This is a genomic window from Spirosoma sp. 48-14 (genome assembly GCF_001898575.1).
In the GTDB taxonomy this organism is placed as follows: domain Bacteria; phylum Bacteroidota; class Bacteroidia; order Cytophagales; family Spirosomataceae; genus Spirosoma.
The window spans coordinates 133,103-152,719 of sequence record NZ_MKUD01000088.1 but is presented as its reverse complement, the minus strand read 5'-3'; the positions used below and the strand labels follow the sequence as shown (position 1 = coordinate 152,719).

19 protein-coding genes are annotated in these 19,617 nt (G+C 49.9%); 6 read left to right on the top strand and 13 right to left on the bottom strand.

The window, feature by feature from the left end; translation table 11 throughout:
- Positions 1-11: 11 nt before the first annotated feature.
- The 11 genes from BGO59_RS36095 to BGO59_RS36050 all read right to left on the bottom strand — a co-directional run bounded on the left by BGO59_RS36095 (position 12) and on the right by BGO59_RS36050 (position 9,045).
- Positions 12-1,076 carry a cytochrome c peroxidase gene (locus BGO59_RS36095; RefSeq protein ID WP_293692536.1) on the bottom strand — a complete coding sequence of 355 codons (1,065 nt, stop codon included), beginning with the start codon at positions 1,074-1,076 and terminating at the stop codon, positions 12-14.
- 51 nt (positions 1,077-1,127) lie between these two features.
- Positions 1,128-1,958 carry an MbnP family protein gene (locus tag BGO59_RS36090; RefSeq protein WP_293692535.1) on the bottom strand — a complete coding sequence of 277 codons (831 nt, stop codon included), beginning with the start codon at positions 1,956-1,958 and terminating at the stop codon, positions 1,128-1,130.
- A gap of 206 nt (positions 1,959-2,164) precedes the next feature.
- Entirely contained in the window at positions 2,165-2,557 is a 393-nt protein-coding gene (locus tag BGO59_RS36085; RefSeq protein ID WP_293692533.1) for a hypothetical protein, read from the bottom strand.
- Between the two features lie 112 nt (positions 2,558-2,669).
- The gene (locus BGO59_RS36510) at positions 2,670-2,960 is read right to left on the bottom strand and encodes a hypothetical protein (protein WP_365981621.1); all 291 of its coding nucleotides are present in this window, start codon (positions 2,958-2,960) and stop codon (positions 2,670-2,672) included.
- A gap of 114 nt (positions 2,961-3,074) precedes the next feature.
- Positions 3,075-4,991 carry a TonB-dependent receptor gene (locus BGO59_RS36080; RefSeq protein ID WP_365981622.1) on the bottom strand — a complete coding sequence of 639 codons (1,917 nt, stop codon included), beginning with the start codon at positions 4,989-4,991 and terminating at the stop codon, positions 3,075-3,077.
- Between the two features lie 75 nt (positions 4,992-5,066).
- Positions 5,067-5,987 carry a DJ-1/PfpI family protein gene (locus BGO59_RS36075; protein ID WP_293692531.1) on the bottom strand — a complete coding sequence of 307 codons (921 nt, stop codon included), beginning with the start codon at positions 5,985-5,987 and terminating at the stop codon, positions 5,067-5,069.
- Positions 5,988-6,000: 13 nt separating this feature from the next.
- Positions 6,001-6,186 (bottom strand): hypothetical protein, encoded by a 186-nt coding sequence (locus tag BGO59_RS36070; RefSeq protein ID WP_293692529.1) that lies wholly within the window; start codon positions 6,184-6,186, stop codon positions 6,001-6,003.
- Between the two features lie 37 nt (positions 6,187-6,223).
- Complete coding sequence (locus tag BGO59_RS36065) at positions 6,224-7,357, bottom strand: PepSY domain-containing protein (RefSeq protein WP_293692527.1); 1,134 nt, start codon at positions 7,355-7,357, stop codon at positions 6,224-6,226.
- A gap of 23 nt (positions 7,358-7,380) precedes the next feature.
- The gene (locus BGO59_RS36060) at positions 7,381-8,022 is read right to left on the bottom strand and encodes an SCO family protein (RefSeq protein ID WP_293692526.1); all 642 of its coding nucleotides are present in this window, start codon (positions 8,020-8,022) and stop codon (positions 7,381-7,383) included.
- The gene (locus tag BGO59_RS36055; protein ID WP_293692524.1) at positions 8,019-8,504 is read right to left on the bottom strand and encodes a hypothetical protein; all 486 of its coding nucleotides are present in this window, start codon (positions 8,502-8,504) and stop codon (positions 8,019-8,021) included. Before BGO59_RS36055 ends, BGO59_RS36060 begins: the two co-directional genes overlap by 4 nt.
- Positions 8,505-8,670: 166 nt before the next feature.
- Positions 8,671-9,045 carry a hypothetical protein gene (locus BGO59_RS36050; protein ID WP_293692522.1) on the bottom strand — a complete coding sequence of 125 codons (375 nt, stop codon included), beginning with the start codon at positions 9,043-9,045 and terminating at the stop codon, positions 8,671-8,673.
- Positions 9,046-9,230: 185 nt separating this feature from the next.
- Between BGO59_RS36050 and BGO59_RS36045 the strand changes: the two genes are divergently transcribed.
- From BGO59_RS36045 to BGO59_RS36020, 6 genes are all read left to right on the top strand, one after another.
- Complete coding sequence (locus BGO59_RS36045) at positions 9,231-9,608, top strand: MerC domain-containing protein (RefSeq protein WP_293692521.1); 378 nt, start codon at positions 9,231-9,233, stop codon at positions 9,606-9,608.
- 5 nt (positions 9,609-9,613) lie between these two features.
- Positions 9,614-10,051: a DUF3299 domain-containing protein gene (locus BGO59_RS36040; RefSeq protein WP_293692520.1), complete on the top strand. Its 438-nt coding sequence runs from the start codon at positions 9,614-9,616 to the stop codon at positions 10,049-10,051.
- A gap of 15 nt (positions 10,052-10,066) precedes the next feature.
- Positions 10,067-11,278, top strand: a complete 1,212-nt coding sequence (locus tag BGO59_RS36035) for a GTP-binding protein (RefSeq protein ID WP_293692518.1) — start codon at positions 10,067-10,069, stop codon at positions 11,276-11,278.
- Between the two features lie 427 nt (positions 11,279-11,705).
- On the top strand, positions 11,706-13,280 hold the full coding sequence (locus BGO59_RS36030; protein WP_293692516.1) for a M81 family metallopeptidase: 1,575 nt from the start codon (positions 11,706-11,708) through the stop codon (positions 13,278-13,280).
- Positions 13,281-13,414: 134 nt separating this feature from the next.
- Complete coding sequence (locus BGO59_RS36025; RefSeq protein ID WP_293692514.1) at positions 13,415-14,452, top strand: Gfo/Idh/MocA family oxidoreductase; 1,038 nt, start codon at positions 13,415-13,417, stop codon at positions 14,450-14,452.
- 125 nt (positions 14,453-14,577) lie between these two features.
- The gene (locus tag BGO59_RS36020) at positions 14,578-15,852 is read left to right on the top strand and encodes an MFS transporter (RefSeq protein WP_293692512.1); all 1,275 of its coding nucleotides are present in this window, start codon (positions 14,578-14,580) and stop codon (positions 15,850-15,852) included.
- A gap of 29 nt (positions 15,853-15,881) precedes the next feature.
- On the opposite strand, the gene BGO59_RS36015 is transcribed toward BGO59_RS36020, so the two are convergent.
- Positions 15,882-16,235, bottom strand: coding sequence for a hypothetical protein (locus BGO59_RS36015; RefSeq protein ID WP_293692510.1), 354 nt, complete (start codon positions 16,233-16,235; stop codon positions 15,882-15,884).
- 124 nt (positions 16,236-16,359) lie between these two features.
- Positions 16,360-19,554, bottom strand: a complete 3,195-nt coding sequence (locus BGO59_RS36010) for an efflux RND transporter permease subunit (RefSeq protein ID WP_293692508.1) — start codon at positions 19,552-19,554, stop codon at positions 16,360-16,362.
- Positions 19,555-19,617 lie beyond the last annotated feature (63 nt).

The following is a 19,617-nucleotide window of genomic DNA, read 5'->3' as shown; positions in this document are numbered from 1 at the left end:
TTGGTTAATCATCACTGAATGGCAAACCGAGGGTCACGCAGGAACTGGTCGTCGGTAAGTGTTTTCAGGAATGCAATGATCTGTCGTTTTTCGTCCGATGTTAGTGGAATACCTAGCCGGGATTGGTCCGAGTTACTTTTCGGCTGAAGTAAAGGATCGAGATTTTCGGTTGGCTGCACATTTTCGGCGTAATGATTCAGCACGGCTTCGAGCGAATAAAATCGGCCGTCGTGCATATAAGGCAATGTTTTCTCAACATTCCGTAAACTCGGCACCTTAAATTTGTAGCGATCCTGCGGCAGCTCGGTAACGTGAGCCCGCCCTTCATCGTTACTCCCCTGAATAAACAGGCCATTGTTCCGAAAGCTGTTGTCAGTAAACAACTCACCTGCATGGCAGCCACTGCATTTAGCCCGAAAAGCCGTTAGCCCGGCCATTTCTTCGACGGTCAGCGTACCGCCCGGCTCTTTCCGAACCCACTTGTCGTAGCGCGAATTCCCTGAAACCATCGTTAGCATAAACTGCGACAAGGCTTGCAGAAAACGAGGCCCATTGATCTCGTCAGTACCAAAGGCCGCTTTAAACAAAGCAGGATAGGTAGCACTTGCCCGCAGTTTACGGATCACATTCGCCGATCGTTCATCCATTTCCACCGAATTTTCGATGGGTGCAATCGGTACTAAATCCAGGCTATGTACTCCTCCATCCCAGAAAAAATCCGATGCCCAGGCCAGGTTCTGAATCGGCAGTGAATTCCGGGTTCCTACCCGATTATCGATCCCGTGACTAACATCATGCTGGTGGTGCGTAAACGCATATGCCTGGTTATGGCACTCAGCGCAGGAAATCGACCCGTCGCGCGACAGGATGCCATCGTAAAACAACGATTTGCCTAAAGCTACCCCGGCCGCCGTGGGCCGATTTTGGTCCACGGCGTAAACCGGCTGGGGAAAATTGGCAGGCTGTTGAAAAAGTTCCTGGGGCTGAGCCTCCGGCTCTTCCACCTGGCAGGCCAGCAGCCCCAACACCAAACCAACGCCCCCAAATCCTGTTTTGAGACTCGATAGTCTATTCATAAGCTAGAACAAGAACGGCCCCCAGCCTGTGAAGCCAGGGACCGATGCGACCTATTGCTTATCGTTGTGTACGTGATCGACCTGAAACATGGTCTTGTAGTTGTCTGCAATGGGCGTTGCAGCAGCAGGCATATGCACACTGTTCGTCGTAGCCAGGCTGATCTTATTGGGGCCATTGAAGATCTGGAGCGCATCCACAAACAAGTGAATCTCAGGAGCGATATTTCCCCGAACGGTGGCTTTCGTCGTCATGGGTAACGTTACCGAACGAAGGTTATTCACCGTTTTGGCAGAGCCATTCCAGCCGCCACCATATCCACCGATGTGCATCGCAAAACTTTGATTGGCACTGATTGTGGTCGGTACAGCGGTTGATGTGCCTTCTATTTTCAGGAAAATATAGCCCGAATTCCACGACCAGTACATGCCATCCGTGCCGTAGCTAGTCACATCCAGTGCCCCTACCCGCTCGCTGACGGGCGATACACTTTTGGTACTATCGACCCCAATCATGAAGCTCATCTCACTATAATTGCCCGAGGGTACATCCTTTAGCGTAATCACCTGCGAAGCCGCATCAGCCTGGCGAACCAGAAAATACTGATTGGGGAATTTCTGGACTGTACCGTCATCTTTTTTGAGCGATATATTACTGATAAAGTAATTGAGCGTCGTAAGGGCAAACGTTTCTCCCGATGCATTTTTGTAAGCAGGAGTCCCCAGTACAAGTTTCTGATCGCCCACCCGGTTTTCAAATTGAATGGATACCGAGTTTTTAACGGCTGGGTCAATGATATCCTCGTCGTCCTTCTTACAGGAAACCAACGTAATACCGACAATCAGAAACGAAACGATAAGTTGATATGAAAAATGAGTATGCATAATCGTGTTAAAGCGGTCAAGTCATCGTCACCTCAAAGACAACCGTATCCATACGCCTTACTGGGCATGCGCTACTTGCGCAAGCCGATCTGTTCGGCCAGAATATGAGCCCGTTTGGGAACGACTAACCTAAAAATGAATAAGTTAATAATTGAGAATTTTGATTTCGCCCGACAGATGCTGGCGACGAACAAACGGCTTCGTTGTCAAGCCCACTGGCCAGGATTACCTGGTGGCTGAAAAACAGCAGGTAATGGTGCAGAATAAACAATCAATTGATAGGCAAAAGTGGGAATAGCTTCCCTGAAGGCAGAAACCGGTTCGCAGCAAAAGCCGAAGCGCTCGTTGCAATAAAGTTGAACGGAAGGCGTATGCTGAACGCGCTCGGTAGTTTCCTTGTCCTGCCGATCCTGCTGTGCTTTCAGACGGCGAGCCAGATAACATTTGCCATCACAATGCAATTCGGGTCGGTTGCGGTTTTCGCAAAGCACCCGGGCAATGTATTCTTTATTAAGCTGATAGTGCGCAACAATCCCCCACGGACTTACCGTCGGCAATATTGTCGCAATCAGCAGTAGATACAGAATAAATGTCCGCATTGGCAATTCAACAGCGCTTACAAAAACAAACAGGAACAAGAGGTTTACTTTGGTACAATAAGGGGTAAACGTAATCAGAGAGTATAATCCCGGATACCCCAACGGTCAAAAATCAAAATTTACCAGTTAGGGTTATACCCAGCATTCGGGGAAGGCCCATCATATAACTGCCGTACCCATACGCCATGTAGCGCACATCCGTAAGATTACGAACCCACAGGGCAACATCAAAATGACTACTGGTAACACCGGCTCGGGTGTTAACCATACCATACGCGCTCTGCTGATAGGCATTGACAAAATCCAACTGGTATTGGCCGATGTATCGGAATTCCCCCCTGACAAAGGCTTTGAACGTTTGAGCAGAAGTAGCAAAAGGCACGCCGTATTGAACGGCAAGCATCGACTGCAAAGCTGGATTGTTAATCGCTTTGTTACCCTTGTAATCGTTTACCGCATTGGTTTCTGCATCAAAAAGTTGTAATTTTTTGTATTCACTGTGTGAGGTACTGGCCGTCTAGTCGATTTGTAAGTTTTTGATCGGCAGGGTCGATACTTCCAGCTCCAATCCATAATTATCCATATCGCCCACATTCAGCGTGGCATAGTTTACGCCGTCGCGGGAGGTGGATACCTGCTGGTCTTTTTGTTGGAAATAAAACGCCGTCAGGTTCAGTTTAAGCCGGTTTGTGAAAAGCGTATTTTTGATACCCACTTCATAATTATCTGATTTTTCCGGGTTATAGGTTGGATTGGCTAGGTTGCCAAAATTAAATCCGCCCACTCGGAATCCTTTGGCATACGCCCCATATACCATCGAGTTATCCGTCAATTTGTAACTCAAAATAACCTTGGGCGTAAACGCATTAAAAGTCTTTTTTGAGGTGCTGTCCGGGGCTAACAACGTAACTACATTATCTTTTTCAAACAAAGAATTTTGCGTCAGTTCCCGGCGCTCGATGTCATACCTGGCCCCAATCGTTACGTCAAAAGCTGGCGTGATGGCGTAGGCCGCCTGCCCAAAAAATGCGATACCGTACCCATTCCGTTTCCCGTTGCCGATGGACGCGTAGGGCGCATTCGGATCGAGGAGAGCATAGTCCTTGTCGAAATAGGTCGTGCTGCTATTCTTTATTTTTTCCCCGAATAAATAAGAGCCTACGGTCCATTTCCATTTCCCGGCATTGGCTGGCGACGAAATGCGAAACTCCTGGGTCAATTCGTTTTGTTCTGTCCAGGTAGTAAAGCTAATTAACTGGTCGGGCCCAAAATCAAAATCAAATCGTCCCGGCAACCAGATATGATAATCGACAAAAGCGGTGATGGACGTAAAATTAAACGTACGGCCAAAGTATCGCACACCTAGAGAAGTGTTGAAATTGGTTCTGCGTTCGGTATTATCCCAATTGCCAAAAACCGTGTACGGATTGGCTCGGGCCGCGCTGTCGGTAGCGGCCCAGGGATATGCCCCCTTATCGTTGTCGTTTTCATACCTTGTGTTCCAGTCGACTATCCACTTGTCCGATACCAGATATTTCAGGTTTACATTGCCGCTATAGGCCTTATGATGGTCGAAATTTCTAGTGTCCAGGGTTGGATTCGAATAGATTGCTCCCCGAATGTTGGCCTGAAATCCGGCGTTCACAAACAATTTATCCTGTATGAGCGGGGCATTGAGCCCCACACTATACCGCTGCTGGCCGTAATTGCCCAAATCGATTTCGGCAAATGCGCTGGTTTTGTTGGTGGGTCGTTTGGTAATTACGTTGAGCACGCCACTATAGGCATTTCGGCCGTAGAGCGTACCCTGGGGTCCCCGTAGAATTTCGATTCGTTCGATATTGCTGAAATTGAAGGGGGCCGAAAAATAATCAAACTGATAGACCCCGTCCACATACGTAGCCACGGACTGATCATTGGCAAACCCCATAGCCCCCCGAATATTCAAAAAATTAGACCCGGTGCTATTTCCGTGTTCCACAATAAAGGTGCTGGGTGCCAGGGCAGTGAGGTCGCTGATGGTCCACACCCGATATTCTTCTAGCTGCCTGGCATTGAGCGAGGTAACCGCCAACGGCGTGTTTTGTAGCTTTTCTTCGGTTTTATCAGCCGTGACGACCACTTCGCTCAGGGCATTGGTATTATCCACCAAGGTGACGTCTACCGTTTGCGGTTGGTCCGATACAGTCACCCGTTGAATTTTGGTGGCAAAGCCAATAGCACTGACTTGTAACTGGTACCTTCCTCTGGCCAGATCCAGGGAAAAATTACCGTCTTTGTCGGCCGTTGTCCCGTTCGAACTGTTCAAAACGGAGATGTTGGCAAAACCGATGGCTTCGCCTGAACCAGATTTAATTTTCCCGGTTATGGTTTGGGCAAAACTGCTGATGGCCAGCAGGCAAAGCAGAAGGAGAAACGTATTATTGAAACGCATAATAAAGTTTGGGGTAAGGTCAATTACATCTAGTTCAGGTAGAACAGACCAGACATAATTGAGCCAATAGATAGTTTAGTGCTTGAGGTAGGTCATCGGTTCTTTCCTGAACCGCTCTTTACACATTTTTGAACAGAACCCATACGTCTTGCCCATGTACCGAGCTGTATCGGCCACCAATCCGTCTACTGACATTTGGCAGACTGGGTCAATAGATGAGGTTAGTTTCCATTGACCCGGTTTCATCACTACCGTTTTTTTGACGGCGGCTGGTTTCCCGACAGTTGGGTTGGCTTTCCCTTTAGCCTGGGTTCGTATCTGGCCCACAACGAGTCCTGCCTTCGGGTCCCACTTGTCATATTCCATGATGCGGGCGATCTGTTTGGCAGCTTCCATGCCTTTCAGCCGGGCCACTACGCGCAAGGCCCCGTCAATACCCGCCGAAACACCCGCTGTAGTTACTAGATTACCCTGATCCACGAACCGGGTATGCTCCATCACCGTAGCTTTGGGGGTCATTTGCTGAAGCATTTGAGTGGCTGCCCAATGCGTCGTAATGGTCTTACCATCTAACAGACCCGCCTTGCCCAGCAGAAACGTACCTGTGCAGACCGACATCGTCAGTTGCCGATGGGACGTAGTCCGCCTAATCCAACTGACGACGCTACTATCCTGCATAACCTCTTCCATTCGTCCACCTGGCACCACCAGCACATCAGGCAATGGCGCTGTCGACAGGGTATATTCGGGCACGACGGTGAGCATTCTTTGCATAATGGTCATGGGGCCCGACTGAGCCGCTACGGTATATACCTTAGCGCTTTCCATGTGATTAAACACTTCCAGCGGTCCGGCAAAATCGAGCAACTCTACGCCTGGAAACAGCAGAATGGCGACCCGGGTTGTATCACCAACCGGGGCAGATTGTGCCTGCGCGGACAGGCTTGTATAAACGAACAGAAAGAGCCCTAAAATAAGTTGATTACGTTTTTTCATGGGATAAGATTCGTTAATGTGTGAGCGGCCGGAGACGGACAAGTATGTCCCACATTGCCAGCAATAGAGCAACGTGAATGAGTACCAAGGCAGTCCAGTTAATAGCTTCCTGCGACCATACTGATTTCGACTCTGGCAGCGAAACTCCTGTATTGGCCAGTAGCTGTTGTAAGTCCCGACGAGTAGGTAATGCGTTCATGCTGAATAGAGTTAGAGACTTGTGTCAACCAAGCCAGTTAGGTTGGCCTAACAACAATACGCTGTTCAGGCCAATTACGCGTTGGCTTCCGAGCCCGTCGCCACCAGAGCAGAAAACCCGTAATAGCCAGTATGCCCGGCGTTAAACCAATCAATACATACACAATTTTTACGGGTAAGCCGCCGTAGTTGCCTACATGCAATGGAAAAAATGCCGACTCCAGACGTTTGGCCACTGGCAGTTCCGATAGTCGACGAATCTGGACAAGTTTGCCCGTTTGCTGATCAAGAATAACGGCGTTACCAGCTCCCCACAACGCCCACTGCCCTTTCAAGGGTCCGCTGACCCTAAATTTGCGCTCAGGCTGTGTCGGCAGATATACATACGACGGTTCCAGATCGGGCATTAATCGCCTGGCCTGCTGGTACAACCCATCGGCCGTCAGAGCCATTGGCGTATTAAGCCGGGTTTGCGTTAGTTCAGCCTGCCAGGTTTTGGGCTCAAATGCAAACAGATTCATCCAGAAGCCCGTAAAGAAGATTACAGCATTGAGCAATAACGACCACACCCCAACCTGCCGATGAAGATCCGAGCTGATGGTTCGCCAGTTTTTGCGGTTTATTCGCGACCGAAGCGTCAGCACTCTCCAGATCATTTTTCGGTAGATGACTAACCCGGTCAGCAACGACCCCAACATGGTCAGCCCAAACAGCGCAGTTAAAGCCGCTCCTGGCATGCCTAACTGGAAACTAAAATGAAACTGGAATAACCATTCGATGATGCTGGGACTGAAGTCAATCGATTTACCTTCACGCACTATCGTTCCGGTATATGGATTAAATGAAATCAATCCCAGATCGTACGTGAGCAACTGGGTATCATTTAGGTAAAGCCGAAAGTCGTAGGCCTCTGTCGGTCCGGCGTCAGGATTAAGCCAGGCAATGCCGTCCAGGTTTGGATAGCGGCTGAGAATCGTTTGATAACACCGGGTTAAAGGATTGGCCACAACTTGAGTCGGTAACTTTACCGTCAGGACTTCACGGTTGGCAACCTGATCCAGTTCATGCCGGAACACGAGCACCGATCCACTCAGCCCCAGCAGAAAAAGAAAAATACCAGTAAATAGCCCCAGCCAGCTATGAAGTGTAAACAGACTACGTGTTCGATTCATAAGAGTTTGGTAATTTCCATTCGCTACTCGTATTCCTGCCGGAGCACATTAATATCCCGGATCAACTTCTGGGTTCCCTCCTGTGTGGTGCCATCATACATCCCCCGAATGTGCTTCTCCCTGTCGATCAGGACAAAGGCCCCACTGTGAATGTAGCCACCCGGTGCTTTGGCATCTTTCCCAGCCGTTACCAGGTAGTGATTCTCACCGATGTCGTAGATTTTTTCCCGGTCGCCGGTTACGAACTGCCACATGGTGCCTGTAATACCAAGCTCCCGAACGTATTCCCCGAGTACTACCGGGGTATCATGGTCGGGGTCGATGGTATGCGATAGAATCCTGACGTCGGGACTATCCTTATATTTTTTGTATACCTCCAGCAGGTTCTTTTTCATAATGGGACAAATAGTCGGACAAGTCACAAAGAAGAAATCGGCTACGTAGATTTTCCCATCGAAATCCTGCTGGGTCACCGTCTTACCATATTGATTGATGAACGAAAACGCTGGAATGACTGGATAGCCTCGCCCCGTTACTTCGTTTCCATCTACCAGGTTGGTCACCGTTTCGGGCTCGCCGATATAGGGCAGCTTTTCAGTCGTCTGGCTACATTGGCTCAGGCCAAACAGCAACAACAGACTTATACACGCGCACCTGAATTTCATAGCTGTTTCAGATAAGCCCTCGCGTCGTCGATACTTTTGCGCATCAACAGACTCATCGTATGTACACGTTGCTGCTGATCTTTCAAATACGCCAGGGCCTGTTGCTCATTCAACGTTGCCAGGGTGTCTCCGTTATAGATATGCATCCAATCCATCATCGACGCATCGGCTTTATCCAGCGCTGTCTTTACGGCAAGAGCCTGCTCTTTCTGCCGCTGTACATCAGCCGACATGGGCTCTTTTTCCAGTTCGCCTAACTGCTCCATCACCTGTTTTCTCAGTTTCATCAGGTCACTCATGGCAGGCATTACGCTGTCATGAAGGGCCAAAATCTGTTTTTCAAGATCGGCTACCGATTGAGATCTGGCTGTGATTAGCGCACTTGAATCAGCTTGATTGGCCGCATCAGTCGATGGGCTCGATTGGCAGGCAACACAAAATAGGCCCAACAATAGGGCTATACTATAGTTCGTAGCATTCATACAGAAGTAACATGGAAGCCTCCTGCTCACACAATGAGCAAACAGACTGAACTAGAAGAATATGGAACGTTGTCCGAGAACACCGACCTATTGATCGACAGCCATAGATACAGCAAACTTGCCCATCTTAGCGGGGCTATCGACTGGAAATGATTAACGTACCAGATCAGGCACAGGGTGGCCGAAGAAGGCCGTGGGTAGGAGCCGCGTACAGGCTAAGCAGATACGTAAATACCTGCCGATGTGTATACACTACTGGCGATACAAAGGTAAATGCCTGATTAGCCTCGAAATATAATTGAATCAGTGAGGTATGCTGAACACGCTCTGTTGTCTCTTTATCCTGCTTATCCTGTTGCGCTTTTAACCGTTTAGCCAGGTAGCATTTACCATCACAATGCATCTGCGGTTTATCCCGATTCTCGCACAAGACCCGAGCAATGTATTCTTTATTCAGCTGATAATGCGCAATGATACCCCATGAGCTGATGCTGGGTAGCAGCACGGCCAGAAGGAGTGTATAAATCAGTAGAGAGCGCATAGTATAACAAAGGTAGCCTGAAAATAAACACATACAAATTCATCCATCAGCATTTCAGGTACACCAATCAATGAAAATGCAACAATGCTGCATTAAATAATCCATCTAGCTTGGTAAGACAAAATTGCTTTTCTATTTTTGCAACAATGTTGCATTTACAACAAAACTACGGCCAGATTTAATCAATGAAATCCCTCGTTTTTCGCCAACGTGCCGACTGGATCGGCATTACCGGATCGGTTCTGTGTATCATCCATTGCCTGATTACGCCTATTCTGGTGCTGACTTCCACCTTTATTCAACACGATGCCCTACGCATGGGCTTTCTTAGCCTCGATTACCTTTTTATTGGGATCAACATACTGGCCGTATGGTCAGCAACCCGCCATACGTCTGGACGGATTGCGGGTGCGCTCTGGAGTCTCCTGGCGCTATTCGCAACGGGCCTGCTGCTGGAAAAAGTGCATGAATCGTTTGAATTTCTGGCTTATGCAGCCTCGCTGGGGCTGGTCGTAACCCATCTACTGAATATTCGTTACTGCCGAACACATCATAACCACTGAGTGTCATGACGCCTGTTTCCTTACTTCTACCCTTTTTTCTTGGGGTATCTCTCCATCTGACAACAATACCAGAAACGGTATCCTGGGAGCAGTTGCGGGATGTTCAGTTCAAAAAAAAATGGTATCCCGAAGAAGGCGTTGTGATGCTGTACCCTCATTTTGGCAACTCGGTAAAAGCCTTATCCGGTAAATCCATCCGCATAGCAGGCTATGTACTTCCCATTGATTTGGAGCGGGGCATTTATGTTGTTTCCCGATTCCCCATGGCGGCCTGTTTTTTCTGTGGAGCTGCCGGTCCCGAATCCATTATTGCTCTCAAATTCAAACGATTGCCGTACAAATTCAAGACAGACGAGCGACGAACATTTTCGGGTACTTTACGACTCAACGCCGACAATATTTATGAATTAAACTACATACTGGAGGACGCCGAGCTTCAGTAAATCACGCAATCAATTATGAAAAAACTACCTGTGACCGTTCTTAGTGGCTTTCTGGGGGCTGGCAAAACGACCCTCCTCAATCATATCCTGCACAACAAACAAGGGCTGAAAGTGGCCGTCATCGTGAATGATATGAGCGAGGTCAATGTGGATGCCCAACTCGTGAATCAGCAAAATACCCTATCCCGAACGGAAGAAAAGCTGGTTGAAATGAGTAATGGCTGCATCTGCTGCACCCTCCGGGAAGACCTGATGATTGAAGTTGAAAAACTGGCTCGCGAAGGTCGTTTTGATTACTTACTGATCGAATCCACGGGGATTTCTGAACCCTTGCCCGTAGCACAGACGTTCAGCTTTATCGACGAAAATCAGGGCATTGACCTGTCGCGATTCGCCCGGCTCGATACCTTGGTCACTGTGGTTGATGCGTTCAATTTCCCCCGCGACTTTAGTTCGGTCGATACAGTTTACCAACGACAATTAAATGACGACGCTTCGGATACACGCACGATCGTAAATCTGCTGACCGACCAGATTGAGTTTGCCAACGTGATCGTACTGAACAAAACAGACCTGCTCAAGCCGAATCAACTAGGCGAGTTAAAGGCAATCCTTCAAAAACTCAACCCCAACGCCCGACTCATCGAAAGCCAGTTCTCGAAGGTCGAGCTAACCCAAGTCTTAAACACCCATTTGTTTGATTTTGATGAAGCCTCCCAATCAGCGGGCTGGATTCAGGAATTACAGAATCATAAATCCGGCAAGGGTCATACACCCGAAACCGAAGCGTATGGCATTTCGTCATTTGTTTTCAGAGATCGTCGGCCGTTTCACCCGGCACGTCTATGGCATTATCTGAGCGAAAACTTCCCAGCAGGTATCATTCGTAGTAAAGGACTGTTCTGGCTGGCTTCCCGACCAGCCGATGCCCTGAATTTTAGTCAGGCGGGCGGAAGCCTTCGGGCCGAACGAGCGGGAGTCTGGTGGGCTTCTATGCCCTTTTCTCAACGCCTACGCTATGCTTCCTTCCTAGAAAATCGGCAGGCAATCGACTCGCGTTGGCATAAACGGTTTGGCGACCGCCAGAACGAACTGGTTATCATTGGGCAGGATTTAAACCAAAACCAGATTACGGCTGAGCTAATGGACTGCTTATGCACCGAACATGAGCTTAACCATATGGAAAATAAGGGTGCTTTTAAGGATCCTTTCCCCGTATGGGAATAATGACTCGAACCCACTACCTTCTATGATTCCAATGTCATATAGCCTACAATACCGCCTGGAAATCTGCATTACTGTATTCAGCCCTCTTCTATGCTCATATAACTAGTGCCACAGGAGGAGTAGTCTTCAAGTGCGCTCATAATTACGGGATCACCCGTGCGATTGGGTAACTATACAAGCGCCGGTACTACCCTCCTGTTTTCAATAATTGTCAGGCTAACTTTCATCTACTGAGGGTCTCACGAGCATCACCATCCTGAAAATGCGTCCTTTAAAGACCTGCCCGCCGATCAGATGCATGACTTACAACATGAAATGCACCAATCGACTCGGCAAATTCAGGCTCGTTTCTATACCCGGACGAAAGAACGCTAGTCTGTCGGATTCTACAGCCACGGATTTCGAAGCAATGCGTTAACTTGTGGGCATGAAACAGCTCTTCTTCGTTCTAACCACCACTTTTCTCTCCATTCAAGTCAGCCTTGCCCAGTCGGCCCCTGGCAATGACACGCGTTTACCCCGCATCGCCATTGCGGGATTGGGCATCGAGTCCAGCACGTTTTCTCCAGCCGTTACCCTGGAAGAGGCCTTCCACGCCCGCTACGGCCCCGAAGTATTCAATGCCTATCCATTCATGATGCCCGTGGCCCCTTTGCGGAAACAGGCTATCTGGTTTCCGACGGTTGTGGGTAAATCGCTGCCGGGTGGGGCTGTAACCCGCGAAGCCTACGAGTCGCTGGTGGGTAAAATGCTGGATTCGCTCAAAAAATATGGTCCGTATGATGGGCTCTATTTCGACATCCATGGGGCTATGAGCGTGAAAGGGCTCGATGATCCCGAAGGCGACCTGATCACCCGAATCCGACAGGTCATTGGCTATAAGACGCTCATCTCGACCTCAATGGATTTGCACGGCAATGTTTCCTGGCGGCTGGCCCAAAACACCGATCTGATGACCTGCTACCGGATGGCTCCGCACGAAGATGCCATGCAAACCAAAGAACGGGCGGTTGTTCATTTGCTGGAACGCATCAAAAGCGGCAAGGGCAAACCAGCCTACAAAGCCTGGATACCCATCCCGATTTTGCTTCCCGGCGAAAAAACCAGCACGCGCATCGAGCCGGGCAAAAGCCTGTATCAGGAAGTAGCTCCCCTGGCCGACCATCAGCCGGGTATTGTCGATGCCGGTATCTGGATTGGATACGCCTGGGCCGATGAACCCCGCAACCATGCCGTTGTGATGGTTACCGGCGACGATAAAGCCAGTGTGGCCAAGGCGGCCGAAAAACTGGCGCAGCATTTCTGGCGGGTCCGCTCCGAGTTCGGTTTTGTGGCACCAACAGGTACTTTGGATGAATGCCTGGCAAAAGCCTTAACCAGTTCGAAACATCCCTTTTTCATTAGTGATACCGGCGACAATCCAACGGCTGGTGGAGCAGGCGATGTTACCTGGACACTCACTCAGATTTTGTCCCGACCAGCCTTTCAGAAGGCGAATGGCCCTTCCTTGATTTACGCGTCCATACCGGCTCCGGAGCTAATCAAAAAGGCCATTGCGGCTGGCGTTGGCGGAACTGTCGAAGGAAAAGCCGGAGCGGCAGTTGATGCCCGATACGCCCCTCCGATTCCCCTCAAAGGCACTGTAGAATCGATTGTACACGGCGATAAAGATGCTGAAGTAGAAGCGGTTATCAAGGTAGGGAGCGTGCATGTGATCATTACGCAAAAGCGCAAACCGTATCACAAAGAAATCGACTTTACCCGGCTTGGACTGAAGCCTCGTGAAGCGGATATCGTCGTTGTGAAGATTGGCTACCTCGAACCGGAACTGTACAACATGCGTGCGGACTGGATCATGGCACTAACGCCCGGTGGTGTCGACCAGGATCTGTTCCGGCTTCCCTATAAACGCATCAAACACCCCATGTTTCCGTTCGACAAAGACATGAAAACGCCTGACCTATCGGCTCAACTGGTACCTGTTTCAGGAACGGCGAAGTAGCTAACTAACCAACAATTTGCCATCCTAAACAGGAGATAAACCCAGGCTAACTCCTTTATAGGAAATACAATCAGTTTACAGCCGCGTTCAGAAAGCCGTAAACCGATTGTATTTCCTAATTCCTCTATCGCTATATGCCGCAGGTTATTCAAGTAGGTTTGGTGGGATTTGGGCTATCAGGGCGTTATTTTCACACGCCGTTTCTGACGGTCAATCCGCGTTTTCATCTTAAAAAAATTGCCAGTAGCCGTCCGGATGCAGTCCGGCAGTTCGATCCGTCGATTGAATGGGTAGCTACTCCCGATGAACTCTTTGCAGACCCGGCGATTGACCTGGTTTTTATTTGTAGTCCGAACGAAACCCACGTTGACTACGCCCGAAAAGCCCTCGAACAGGGGAAACACGTTGTCGTTGAAAAACCGTTTGCTCTGACCGAACGCGAAGCCATCGACCTGCTCGAACTGGCTCAGAAACAGGGCAAACTGGCCACTGCTTACCAAAACCGACGCTGGGACTCTGATTTTCTGACGATTAAACGGTTGCTGGCCGACGGGGCTTTGGGCACGCTGGTCGATTATGAGTGCCGATACGACCGCTATTCACCTGTACCCCCCAATTCGCAGAGCTGGAAAGAACAGGCAGGTACAGGAAGAGGCAATTTGTATAATCTGGGACCTCACCTACTCGACCAGGCCCTGCATTTGTTTGGAGCTCCTGAAACGGTACAGGGCACCATTCGAATCCTGCGCCCCAATAGCCACGTCCCCGATTATTTCGACATTAAGCTAGGCTATGCCGATAAGGTCGTTCGGCTCGAATCCAGCCTGATGATGTATCAGAACAAATTACGGTACAGTTTGCATGGCACCGAAGGTTCGTTTTTGAAAGGCGGCCTGGACCCACAAGAGGAACGACTCCGAACGAATAGACTCCCCAATGAGCCCGATTTAGGCATCGAGCCCGACGACCGCTGGGGTACGCTGTACCGGGATGGACAAGCCGAAATTATAGAAAGTGCTCCGGGTAATTACGCTCCGTTCTACGACAATCTGTATGAGGTGATCGTTAATGGAGCCCAGCCCGAAATTACGCCTACCGACATTCAGCAGCTAGCGCGAATCATTGATCTGGCTCAGGAAAGTAGCCAGTCTCTCCGCACCTTACCGTTTTAACTCTATTGTCATGTACCGGCATTGGTGGTCATTTATAGCCTTTCACTGTGCATTGCCGCGAAGCGGTCAGTAACCAGTAATGACCATTTAATGACTAGCGATGACCATTTAATGATTACCAATTTATGACCAACTACCGCTGGCGAATTGTTGGATTACTGTTTGTGGCGACCACGATCAATTACCTGGACCGTCAGGTGATCAGTCTGCTTAAACCAACGCTGGAAACAATCTTCAACTGGACCGAAACAGACTATAGCCATATTGTCATGGCTTTTCAGGCGGCTTATGCGCTTAGTTATGTCGTCTTTGGTCGCCTAATCGATAAAATTGGTACGAAGGTGGGGTATGTACTCGCCGTCTTAGTCTGGTCGATAGCCGCTGCTTTGCACGCCGTAGCCACCAGCACGTTCAGCTTTGGGGTGTATCGGGCCTTACTGGGTCTTGGCGAGGGCGGCAACTTCCCGGCAGCCATCAAGACGGTGGCCGAATGGTTTCCACGCCATGAGCGGGCACTCGCTACGGGTCTTTTCAATGCGGGTACTAATATTGGCGCGGTGGTCGCCCCCATCGCCGTTCCCTGGATTCTAGGCGTATACGGCTGGCAGGTAGCGTTTATACTGACGGGATTGATCGGATTTATCTGGCTTTTTTTCTGGTGGTGGTCGTACAATAGCCCACAAAACCATAAGCATGTATCGACGCAGGAACTGGCCTTCATCACGCAGGATACCGAAGGGACGACGGAGGGAGCCTCCAACGTTCGCTGGATCGATCTGATTCGGCGCCGTCAGACCTGGGCGTTTATTCTGGGCAAACTGCTAACCGACCCCGTATGGTGGTTCTTCCTGTTCTGGCTCCCTTCCTATTTTGCAGCCTCGTTTAATCTTGACCTTAAGAAACCAAGCCTACCCCTCATCATCGTTTATACAGCCGCGACGATTGGTAGTGTTGGGGGTGGTTATTTATCGGGCTACTTTCTGAATCGGGGGTGGACCATCAACCGCTCGCGAAAAACGGCCATGTTGCTGTATGCCTTCTGCATTGTACCCATTGTACTGACTCGTTATGCGACATCCATCTGGGAGGTTGTGGGTTTATTGAGTCTGGCGGTGGCTGCACACCAGGCCTGGAGCGCCAATCTATTTACGCTGGTATCCGATATGTTTCCCAAGAGCGCTGTGAGCTCAGTAGTTGGGCTGGGCGGTATGGCCGGTTCGGTGGGAGGAATCTTATTTCCAATAGTTGTAGGTGCCTTACTGGATACCTATAAAGCACAGGGCAACATTACGATTGGGTACAATTACATCTTTCTGATGTGTGGAAGTGCCTATCTGCTGGCCTGGTTACTCATCCACCTGTTTGCCCCAACCATCCAGCCATTAAAGGGTGAGGTGTAATTACTAGTCAGAAGGGATCAATTGCCTGACTATACAGGCTTTTGGCCTCGACAGATTGTCATGGTATTGTCCGAATAGTCGAAATAGCCACCACCCGGCACCTGATCGCGAACAACCTGATCACCAATAAACTGCAACACCGTTTCGCGTTCAGTTAGAGGAAGTTTAGTTCGTTCTACCCAGGTTTCGGGGGTTGGTATATCAATAATCGCAATGGCATTACCTCCAGCAAATTCGTACCACATGGAAAAGGAAGCCTGTGGGCTCGAATAGTGCACGGTACCGCTCCGCCCATCACTCGAATAATGCACCCGCCCCTGTGCGGTAATGGAAGGTAATTGTTGATTTCCGGCGGTCAGAAATATCTTTTTGCGTCCTGTCATTCTTGCAAAGGCTTTTGATGTAAATCCTTTGCAAGAATACCGGAAAGCGAACGAACAGAAAATCAACAATCAACCCAAGGTCTTTATGAGCTTACAACAGGCGTCAATTCGCTCGTAATTCGCCTTACTTATCGATCGCTGGCTGTGGTTCTTCCTGAGGCTTCTCTTCGTTCTTCGCGTTCTTTTTCAGTTCTTCCAGTCCCTTTTTACCATAGGCCAGCCGCGTGATACCCACGTACAAAACAGGCACGACAAAAATAGCAATCGACGTAGCCGCCAGCATCCCACCCAGTACGGTTCGCCCAATCGTAGCGCGGGCTACCCCACCGGCTCCACTGGCAATGGCCAGCGGAAATACGCCCAGAATAAACGCCAGCGATGTCATCAGAATAGGCCGGAGCCGCAATCGAACAGCTTCCAGTGTCGATTGAATGAGGTCTTCTCCCCGATCCACCCGTTCTTTCGCAAATTCGACAATCAGGATGGCGTTTTTCGCAGCCAGACCGATCAGGGTAATCAAGCCAATCTGGGCATACACGTTGTTGCTTAAATACGGAAACAGGATAAGCGCGACAATAGCCCCCAACGCGCCAATCGGCACTGATAATAAGACTGAGAAGGGAACCGACCAGCTTTCGTATAAAGCGGCCAGAAACAGAAAGACAAACCCAATCGATAGCATGAAAATGTATATCGATGTATTCCCGGCATTGATCTCCTCCCGACTCAGGCCACCAAAATCATAGGAATAACCGGCAGGCAACACCTTGGCCGCTACTTCCCGCAACGCATCATTGGCCTGACTGCTACTAAAGCCGGGTTTAGCCCCGCCGTTTAACTCAACCGACCGGAACAGGTTGAAGTGCGAGATCAGGGGCGCATTTTCAATAACCGTCGTTTTAATTACCGTACTGATCGGCACCAGTTGACCAGCCTGATTTCGTACGTAATAATTGCCCAGATTCCGCACATCGGTTCGGTACATGGTATCGGCCTGCGCCACCACGCGGAACTTACGTCCATAAATAATGAAGTCGTTGACGTACTGGCTACCCAGATACGTTTGCATCGTCCGGTACACACTGCTGACAGGTATCCCTAACTTTTTACACTTATCCCGGTCCACATCTACTCGGTAAGCCGGAGTCTTGGCGGTGAAATACGAGAAGGCACGGCCAATTTCGGGTCGTTTGTTGGCTTCGGCCAGGAAGTTCTGTACCACATTATCAAAAGCGCGGACATCGTCGTTGGTTTCGCGCTGCTGAATTTCAAAGGTAAACCCGGAGCTTTGTCCAAGACCCGGAATAGCAGGCGGCTGAATCACCTGCGGACGGGCATCGTTCAGGCTCGAAAGCGCCCGCTGGAGTTTCACTACCAGCGAATCGGCCTGCATATTTCGTTCTTTGCGCTCTTCCCAGGGTTTGAGCTGAATAAATACCGTACCACTATTCGATTTTGAGGCAAACGTAATGGCATTCAGACCACCCAGCGCCGAAAAATGGGCGACGTATGGCTGCGCTTTCAGAATGGCCATCACCTTATTCAGCACGACAAGGCTCCGGGAGGTTGAAGCCGCTTCCGGGATTTCGTAGGTCACAATCAAACGGCCTTCATCTTCCGTTGGCAGGAATCCGGTAGGCTTTGCGCGGAACAACAGCCCCGTTCCAATGTAAATAACAACCAGCCCAACAATCACCAGCGGGGTCGCTTTGATGAGTCGTTTGACACTGTTGGTATACGAATTGGTCATGCGTTCGAATACCAGGTTGAATTTGTAAAAGAACTTGTTGAGTCCAGTCGCTTTTTCGTCAATATGCATCGGACGCAGGAGCAGCGTACATAAAGCAGGTGTCAGCGACAGGGCGACAAAGGCCGAAATCAGTACCGATACGGCAATGGTGATGGCAAACTGCTGGTACAACCGCCCGACAATGCCGGGTATGAACCCAACCGGAACGAACACAGCCGCCAGAATCAGGGCAATGGCTATAACGGGAGCCGAAATTTCGGCCATCGCTTCCTTAGTCGCGTCTTTTGGCGACATCCCTTTATCGATATTCACCTGCACGGCTTCCACCACCACAATGGCATCGTCGACCACGATACCGATAGCCAGCACGAACGCGAAGAGTGTCAGCGTATTTATCGTAAACCCTAGTGGCACAAACAAGGCAAATGTACCAACGATCGACACCGGGATGGCTAGCAATGTAATCAGGGTAGCCCGCCAGCTTTGCAGGAACAGGAATACAACCAGTACCACCAGCCCCAATGCTTCGAGCAGCGTTTCGACCACTTCCGAAATAGACACCTGAATAACCGATACCGACTCAAACGGCACGACATAATCAATGTCTTTGGGGAACGTCTTTTTCAGGTTGTCCATCGCAGCATATACGCCCTTGGCGGTGGCAATGGCGTTACTACCCGGCAACTGATAGACCAGCAGATAAGCCGCCCGGTTCCCATCGACAAACGAGTTACTGGCATACGAAAACTTACCCAGTTGCACCCGAGCCACATCTTCCAGATACACCAGAGAACCACGTGCTGGGTCACTCCGCACGATGATCTTCTTAAACTCGTCTTCTTTACTGAGTCGGCTGTTGGTAAAAACTGTATACTCAAACGCCTGGGTGGACGGTTGTGGCGACGCGCCTACCGAACCGCCTGCTACCTGTAAATTCTGTTCCTGAAGGGCACCCACTACATCGTCGGGGGTTAAGCCAAGCTGCGCCAGCCGATCGGGTTTGAGCCAGATCCGCATACTGAAATCATCGGCCCGGCTGAAAATATCCCCTACTCCCGGCACCCGAAGCAGGGCATCGCGAATGTAGATGTTGGCGTAGTTATCCAGAAACGAAACGTTGTGGGTTTTGTTGGGCGAATAAATCGCCACCAGCATAAACAGCGATGGATTCCGCTTCCGCACCACAACCCCAAGCCGGGTAACTTCTTCGGGCAATTGTGGCTGTGCGATCCCCACCCGGTTCTGAACGTCAAGTGCGGCAATGTTCACATCCGTCCCCACCTTAAACGTCACGTTCATGGTCATCCGGCCGTCGTTGGTGGCATTGGTCTGCACATAATCCATGCCGGGCGTCCCGTTCACCTGGGTTTCAATGGGCGTCGCTACGGTCTGTTCAACCGTTTGGGCATCCGCTCCCGTATACGTACCCGTCACCTGCACGACTGGGGGTGTAATATCGGGATATTGACTGACGGGCAGGCTCTGCAAGGCCAGCACCCCCAGCGCTACAATAACCACCGATATCACTATGGCCGTAACCGGCCGGTTGATGAATATTTCTGCGAACATAATCCAATGAGTGAAAGAGCGAAAGAGTGAAAGAGCGAAAGGGAGTCAGCATGATTCACTCTT

Bases quoted from the DNA above. Each gene is read 5' to 3' on its own strand.
- BGO59_RS36095 (WP_293692536.1), bottom strand. From the start codon at position 1,076: ATGAATAGACTATCGAGTCTCAAAACAGGATTTGGGGGCGTTGGTTTG.
- BGO59_RS36090 (WP_293692535.1), bottom strand. From the start codon at position 1,958: ATGCATACTCATTTTTCATATCAACTTATCGTTTCGTTTCTGATTGTC.
- BGO59_RS36085 (WP_293692533.1), bottom strand. From the start codon at position 2,557: ATGCGGACATTTATTCTGTATCTACTGCTGATTGCGACAATATTGCCG.
- BGO59_RS36510 (WP_365981621.1), bottom strand. From the start codon at position 2,960: ATGCTTGCCGTTCAATACGGCGTGCCTTTTGCTACTTCTGCTCAAACG.
- BGO59_RS36080 (WP_365981622.1), bottom strand. From the start codon at position 4,991: ATGCGTTTCAATAATACGTTTCTCCTTCTGCTTTGCCTGCTGGCCATC.
- BGO59_RS36075 (WP_293692531.1), bottom strand. From the start codon at position 5,987: ATGAAAAAACGTAATCAACTTATTTTAGGGCTCTTTCTGTTCGTTTAT.
- BGO59_RS36070 (WP_293692529.1), bottom strand. From the start codon at position 6,186: ATGAACGCATTACCTACTCGTCGGGACTTACAACAGCTACTGGCCAAT.
- BGO59_RS36065 (WP_293692527.1), bottom strand. From the start codon at position 7,357: ATGAATCGAACACGTAGTCTGTTTACACTTCATAGCTGGCTGGGGCTA.
- BGO59_RS36060 (WP_293692526.1), bottom strand. From the start codon at position 8,022: ATGAAATTCAGGTGCGCGTGTATAAGTCTGTTGTTGCTGTTTGGCCTG.
- BGO59_RS36055 (WP_293692524.1), bottom strand. From the start codon at position 8,504: ATGAATGCTACGAACTATAGTATAGCCCTATTGTTGGGCCTATTTTGT.
- BGO59_RS36050 (WP_293692522.1), bottom strand. From the start codon at position 9,045: ATGCGCTCTCTACTGATTTATACACTCCTTCTGGCCGTGCTGCTACCC.
- BGO59_RS36045 (WP_293692521.1), top strand. From the start codon at position 9,231: ATGAAATCCCTCGTTTTTCGCCAACGTGCCGACTGGATCGGCATTACC.
- BGO59_RS36040 (WP_293692520.1), top strand. From the start codon at position 9,614: ATGACGCCTGTTTCCTTACTTCTACCCTTTTTTCTTGGGGTATCTCTC.
- BGO59_RS36035 (WP_293692518.1), top strand. From the start codon at position 10,067: ATGAAAAAACTACCTGTGACCGTTCTTAGTGGCTTTCTGGGGGCTGGC.
- BGO59_RS36030 (WP_293692516.1), top strand. From the start codon at position 11,706: ATGAAACAGCTCTTCTTCGTTCTAACCACCACTTTTCTCTCCATTCAA.
- BGO59_RS36025 (WP_293692514.1), top strand. From the start codon at position 13,415: ATGCCGCAGGTTATTCAAGTAGGTTTGGTGGGATTTGGGCTATCAGGG.
- BGO59_RS36020 (WP_293692512.1), top strand. From the start codon at position 14,578: ATGACCAACTACCGCTGGCGAATTGTTGGATTACTGTTTGTGGCGACC.
- BGO59_RS36015 (WP_293692510.1), bottom strand. From the start codon at position 16,235: ATGACAGGACGCAAAAAGATATTTCTGACCGCCGGAAATCAACAATTA.
- BGO59_RS36010 (WP_293692508.1), bottom strand. From the start codon at position 19,554: ATGTTCGCAGAAATATTCATCAACCGGCCGGTTACGGCCATAGTGATA.